This window comes from Devosia sp. (assembly GCF_034675085.1).
GTDB lineage: Bacteria > Pseudomonadota > Alphaproteobacteria > Rhizobiales > Devosiaceae > Devosia.
On record NZ_JAUCDN010000234.1, the window covers coordinates 1 to 5,243 of the forward strand.

The following is a 5,243-nucleotide window of genomic DNA, read 5'->3' on the forward strand; positions in this document are numbered from 1 at the left end:
CGGAAAGTAAGATGAGCGGAAAGGCCTATTACGAACCTGGAACCAATGGGGTGGAGCGGTTGCCCACCGAGTTGCAGATGTTCTATGCCTCCCCGCTGCTGATGCGCTCGGCGCATTGGCATGCGCAGGTCGAAGTCAATTTCATCGTGCGCGGCTGGGCCCATTATCGCATGAGCGGGCATGCCATCACCTTCCAGCAGGGTGACCTGGCCCTGTTCTGGGGCGGGTTGCCGCATCTGCTCGACGATGGCTCGGACGACCTCATCTATGCCGGCGGGCACCTGCCTTTGCTGCATTTCTTCCGCCTGCGCCTGCCGCCCAACGTGCAATCGCAATTGATGCAGGGGGCGACGCTGGTCACCCGGGCCACCGACGCCGCCGATCCGCTCAATTTCGAGCGCTGGAACGACTATGCCCGCTCGGGCGATCCGATGAAGGGGGACATGGCGGTGGAGGAATTGCTGCTGCGCATCGAGCGGGTGCGCTTCGACCCCTTCACGCTCTATCCCGAGCCGGCTGGGGCAGGGGCCTGCGCCGAGGCGGCGGATCATCACGCCTCCCCAATCGTGGTGCGGATCTGCGAGTTCATCGCCGACAATTTTCGCGAGGACATCGATTCCGCCGATATCGCCGGGGCCGCCGACGTGCATCCGAAATACGCCATGAACGTCTTCAAGAAATCCACCGGCATGACGCTGAATGATTATGTGAATCTGATGCGCCTCAGCTATGCCCAGGCTTTGTTGATGCGCAACGAGGCCAATGTGCTGCAAGTGGCCATGGATAGCGGCTTCGGCTCGCTCAGCGCCTTCAACAAGTCTTTCCGCCGCATAGCCGGCATGTCGCCCAGCGATTTCCGCCGCGACGTGCGCGGCCGGCCCATGGCGCCGGTGCAGATGCAGCAACTCGCCGGCAGCCCGCTGGCCTAGACTGCGGCTGTTTCTTCCTTCCCGGCTAACGGCCCGAGGCGCTGGGGCGGCGGAAGATGTCGGTGAGGGCAACCAGCGCCACCAGATGGATGTTTTCCGGGGTTCTGGGATCGCGCAGGCAACGCACATTGGAAGCGACGGTGAATTTTATCCCGTCGCGCTCGCCGCTGACGGTGAAATGCAGCCGCCTGCCGACGCTGTCATAGCGGGACGACGTCACCCGGAATTGCATCGTGGCCCTCGCACGCCGACACCGAAGCCTGGGAAGGATTTTGACCAGTCCCGCGCCTGCGGTCAACGTCGCTGGAACAATTATGGCTGCGGCGGCTCGGAGGCACGCGATACGTGATTTGCCGGCACGTCGGCATTGCCCTCGGTGCGGTCGCGGAACAGCGAGGCGCGGGCCAGAAGCATCAGCGTTACCGGCGTGGTGACGGTGACGAAGATGAAGATGGCCATCTCGTCGATGACGAGGCGCTGCCGGGTGACGCTGAAATAAATGGCCGATGCCGCCAGGATCAGCCCGCCCCCGGCGCTGGTGCCCATGGTGGGGGCGTGGATGCGCTGGTAGAAGGTGTGCAGGCGCGCCAGGCCGAAGCATCCGGCCATGGTGAGCAGCGCGCCCACCAGTACGAAGGCGGAAACCAATAGCACCAGCCAGAGCGGCAGCTCTTCGATCATTCGATCACCTCGCCGCGCATGAGGAACTTGGCCAGCGCCACCGTGCCCACGAAGCCCAGAAGGCCCATGAGCAGCGCCAGCGAGAAATAGACCTGGCTGTCGGTATGGATGCCAAGGGTGATCAGCAGCAGCAGCGCCACCACGTAAAGCGCATCCAGCGCCAGGATCCGGTCCTGCGCCCGGGGGCCGTGGACGACGCGAAACAGCGCCGCCAGCATGCCGAGGCCGAGCATGATCTGGGCCGCGAACAGGCTCCAGTGCAAGATGGCCTCGTTCATTCGAATATCTCCATCAAAAGCGGCTCATAGCGGGCCTTGGTGGTTCGTGCCCATGCCTCGGCGTCGTCCACGTTGAACACATGGATGAGCACGCAACTACGCTGGCGGCTATATTGCAGCCAGGCGCTGCCGGGCGTGGCGGTGATGATGCAGGCGAAGATGGCCAGGGCGAAATTGTCGGTCAGCTCCAGCTCGATCTCAACGAAATGCGATTTGGGCGCCAGGCGCGGCTGGAACAGGATGACCAGCACCTCGATATTGGAGCGGATGATGTCGAGCCCGGTGACCACGAGCAGTTGCAGCACCTTGAGAGGCCGGCGCACCGTGACCTTTTCGACCAGAACCGGCCGCGCCGCCAGCGAGACGCCGATGGCGATAAGGACGCCCAGCAGTATGTTTCCCGGGCTCAGCGATTGCTGCATGACCAGCCAGAGCACCAGCAGCAGGCCGGCAAGGATCGGGTGAGGCACAAGCCGCCGGATCATGATGCGCCTCCCGAACCCAGAACGTTGCGCACATAGCCGTCCGAAGCGTGGATGAACTGTGCCGCCCCTTCGAGATAAGCCATCGCCGGGCCGGCCGCGACAGCCATGAGAACGCACAGGATGAGCAGACCCACGATCGGCGCTACTTCCAGCACGCGCACCCTGACGGCGCCATCGGGCAGGGAGGTCCAGAAGATGTTGATGCCGTTGCGCACCATGGCGATGAGGACGAAAAGCCCCGAAACCACGATGGCGCCGGTGAACCACCAGGCCGCCGCGCTGGGCGTGTCGCCGGCATTGAGCGCGGCGCCGATCATGGCGAATTTTGCAAGGAAACCCGAAAGCGGCGGCAGGCCCGCCATCACCAGGGCGATGATGGCGAAGCACCAGCTCAGAAGTGTCGCCGCCGCCGGAACGGTGGGGCTCACCTCCTGGTCCTCGTCGATCTCCTCGTCCTCGTCACCGTAAAGTTCGAGGGAAACGGCCAGGATCTGCGCCTCGGAGGGCAGGGTCTGGTCGATGACGTCCTTGAGCAGGAACAGCGCGCCGGCGGCGAGCGTGGCGACGACGACGTAGTAGAGCCCGCCGGCCGTAACGCCCGGCGCATTGTAGGAAACCGCCAGCAGCAGCGTGCCGGCCGAGACCAGGATCACATAGGTGGCCAGACGGTCCAGCGCCTTGCTGGCCAGCGCCCCGACGCTGCCATAGGCAACGGTGGCGATGCCGGCGACGAACATCATGGTCTGGCCCAGGCTGAATTCGGGCCCGGCGCTATCGGAAAAGGCCAGGGTCCAGAAGCGCAGGAGCGCGTAGAAGCCCACCTTGGTCATGATAGCAAACAGCGCCGCCACCGCCGGCGAGGCGGAGGAATAGGTGTTGGGCAGCCAGAAATGCAGTGGCCAGGCGCCGGCCTTGATGAGGAAGGCGACGCTGAGCACCGCCGCGCCGACATCGAACAGGCCCCGATCCTCGGGCCGGATCAGCGGGATGACGCGGGCGATATCGGCCATGTTGAGCGTGCCGGTGGTGGCGTAGATCAGCGCCACGCCGATGAGAAAGAGCGAGGATGACACCAGGTTGATGGCGACGTAATGCAGCGCGGAGCGCACCCGGTTGCGCCCGCCGCCATGCAGCACCAGCCCATAGGAGGCCGCCAGCAGGATCTCGAAGAAAACGAAAAGATTGAACAGATCGCCAGTGAGGAAAGCGCCGCTCAGGCCCATGACCAGGGCATGAAAGAGGGGGAAGAAATTGCTGCCGTTGCGGTTCCAGCGGGCGGCGGCGAAGATCAGCGCGGCCAAGGCCAGCACCGCCGTGACCAGAACCATGACAGAGGCCAGCCTGTCGGCGACCAGCACGATGCCGAAGGGCACCGGCCAGTTGCCCAGCGGATAGACGGCCATGGCGTCGGCGTCATGGCCGGCCAGCACCAGGAACAACATGGCGGCCACGGCCAGCTGCACCACGCTGAACAACACGTTGAGCCGCACGGTGGACTTGCCGTGATCCCCGAAGATGACGTTGACGATCACGGCGGCGAAAGGCACCAGGATCGGCAGGATGGCGATGTGCTGCATCTGGTCCATCTACTTCTCCACCCCGTCGACATGGTCGCTGCCGGAAAGGCCGCGCGCGGCTAGCAGCACGACGAGGAACAGCGCCGTCATGGCGAAGCCGATGACGATGGCCGTGAGCACCAGCGCCTGGGGCACCGGATCGGCATAGTCGGTCGGATTGACCTGGCCCTGGGTGATGACCGGTGCGCCATCCATGCGCAGCCGCCCCATGGCGAGGATGAACAGATTGACCGCATAGGACAGCAGCGAGAGCCCGATAATGACCTGGAAGGTCCGCGGGCGCAGCACCAGATAGACCCCCGAAGCGGCGAGGACGCCGATGGCGCTGGCCAGGATCAGTTCCATTTTTCCAGCGCCTCCCTGTTCCTGTGCCGAGGTGCGCTGGCGGCGCGCGGACGGCGGATGGATTGGTGCGCCAGCGCGATCAGCATGAGCACGGTGGCCCCCACCACCAGCGCGAAGACCCCCAGATCGAAGATCAGCGCCGAAGCGGTGGGCATCTTGCCGATCAGCGGGATCTCCAGATAGCCGAAGGCCGAGGTGAGGAAGGGATAGCCCAACGCCATGGCTCCCAGCCCGGTGAGCAGGGCGAGCAGCAGGCCCCAGCCGATCCACAGCATGGGCAGGATGCGCAGGCGCTCCTCCACCCAGCGCGTGCCTCCACCCATATACTGCAGGATGAAAGCCAGCGACAGGATGATGCCGGCGATGAAGCCGCCGCCCGGCAAATCATGGCCGCGCAGGAACATGTAGATGGCTACCACGATGACGACCGGGAACATCCAGTGCATGACGAGCGCGGGAAGGTGCAGGAACTCGTCTCGCACATTGGCCGCGCCATTGTCCTCGGCGGTTTCCTGCAATTTCTGCTGCTCGGGCCGCTCAATGCTGTCGGCGGCGGGCCGGAAGCGGCGCAGGAGACCGAACACGGTGAGCGCCACCATGCCCAGCACGGTGATCTCGCCCATGGTGTCGAAACCGCGGAAGTCCACCAGCATGACGTTGACGACATTGGTGCCGCCGCCTTCCGTATAGGCGCGGGTGAGGAAGAATTCGGAAATACCGTCCGGCGCCGGCCGTGTCATGACGGCGTAGCTCGCCAGCGCCACGCCCAGGCCGATCAGCACCGCCAGGCCCGCATCCCGATAGCGGCGGAAGCGGAAGATGAAGGAGGTGTCGTCCTGGACCGGGGTGCGCTTGGGCAGCCAGCGCAGGCCGAGCAGGATCAGCACCGTGGTGGCGATTTCGGCCAGAAGCTGGGTCAGCGCCAGGTCGGGCGCGGAGAACCAGGCG

The 5,243-nt window shown here is 64.8% G+C and carries 8 protein-coding genes; 1 reads left to right on the top strand and 7 read right to left on the bottom strand.

The annotated features are described in order from the left end of the window. Positions 1-11: 11 nt before the first annotated feature. Positions 12-929, top strand: a complete 918-nt coding sequence (locus VDP82_RS13475) for a helix-turn-helix domain-containing protein (RefSeq protein WP_323015372.1) — start codon at positions 12-14, stop codon at positions 927-929. A 25-nt stretch (positions 930-954) separates the two neighbouring features. Here VDP82_RS13475 and VDP82_RS13480 read toward each other — a convergent pair whose 3' ends face one another. From VDP82_RS13480 to mbhE, 7 genes are all read right to left on the bottom strand, one after another. Continuing rightward, positions 955-1,161, bottom strand: coding sequence for a hypothetical protein (locus VDP82_RS13480; protein WP_323015365.1), 207 nt, complete (start codon positions 1,159-1,161; stop codon positions 955-957). Positions 1,162-1,241: 80 nt separating this feature from the next. Beyond that, a complete protein-coding gene (gene mnhG / locus VDP82_RS13485; protein ID WP_323015366.1) occupies positions 1,242-1,610 on the bottom strand; it encodes a monovalent cation/H(+) antiporter subunit G in 369 nt (122 codons plus the stop codon). Then, positions 1,607-1,888: a K+/H+ antiporter subunit F gene (locus VDP82_RS13490; RefSeq protein WP_323015367.1), complete on the bottom strand. Its 282-nt coding sequence runs from the start codon at positions 1,886-1,888 to the stop codon at positions 1,607-1,609. Before VDP82_RS13490 ends, mnhG begins: the two co-directional genes overlap by 4 nt. Then, positions 1,885-2,373 (bottom strand): Na+/H+ antiporter subunit E, encoded by a 489-nt coding sequence (locus VDP82_RS13495; RefSeq protein ID WP_323015368.1) that lies wholly within the window; start codon positions 2,371-2,373, stop codon positions 1,885-1,887. Before VDP82_RS13495 ends, VDP82_RS13490 begins: the two co-directional genes overlap by 4 nt. Next, the gene (locus VDP82_RS13500; protein WP_323015369.1) at positions 2,370-3,959 is read right to left on the bottom strand and encodes a monovalent cation/H+ antiporter subunit D; all 1,590 of its coding nucleotides are present in this window, start codon (positions 3,957-3,959) and stop codon (positions 2,370-2,372) included. Before VDP82_RS13500 ends, VDP82_RS13495 begins: the two co-directional genes overlap by 4 nt. Further along, positions 3,960-4,295, bottom strand: a complete 336-nt coding sequence (locus VDP82_RS13505) for a Na+/H+ antiporter subunit C (protein ID WP_323015370.1) — start codon at positions 4,293-4,295, stop codon at positions 3,960-3,962. Beyond that, the coding region (mbhE, locus tag VDP82_RS13510) for a hydrogen gas-evolving membrane-bound hydrogenase subunit E (protein WP_323015371.1) at positions 4,286-5,243 on the bottom strand (958 nt) is incomplete at its 5' end. The genes VDP82_RS13505 and mbhE, both read right to left, overlap by 10 nt.

Bases quoted from the DNA above. Each gene is read 5' to 3' on its own strand.
- VDP82_RS13475 (WP_323015372.1), top strand. From the start codon at position 12: ATGAGCGGAAAGGCCTATTACGAACCTGGAACCAATGGGGTGGAGCGG.
- VDP82_RS13480 (WP_323015365.1), bottom strand. From the start codon at position 1,161: ATGCAATTCCGGGTGACGTCGTCCCGCTATGACAGCGTCGGCAGGCGG.
- mnhG (WP_323015366.1), bottom strand. From the start codon at position 1,610: ATGATCGAAGAGCTGCCGCTCTGGCTGGTGCTATTGGTTTCCGCCTTC.
- VDP82_RS13490 (WP_323015367.1), bottom strand. From the start codon at position 1,888: ATGAACGAGGCCATCTTGCACTGGAGCCTGTTCGCGGCCCAGATCATG.
- VDP82_RS13495 (WP_323015368.1), bottom strand. From the start codon at position 2,373: ATGATCCGGCGGCTTGTGCCTCACCCGATCCTTGCCGGCCTGCTGCTG.
- VDP82_RS13500 (WP_323015369.1), bottom strand. From the start codon at position 3,959: ATGGACCAGATGCAGCACATCGCCATCCTGCCGATCCTGGTGCCTTTC.
- VDP82_RS13505 (WP_323015370.1), bottom strand. From the start codon at position 4,295: ATGGAACTGATCCTGGCCAGCGCCATCGGCGTCCTCGCCGCTTCGGGG.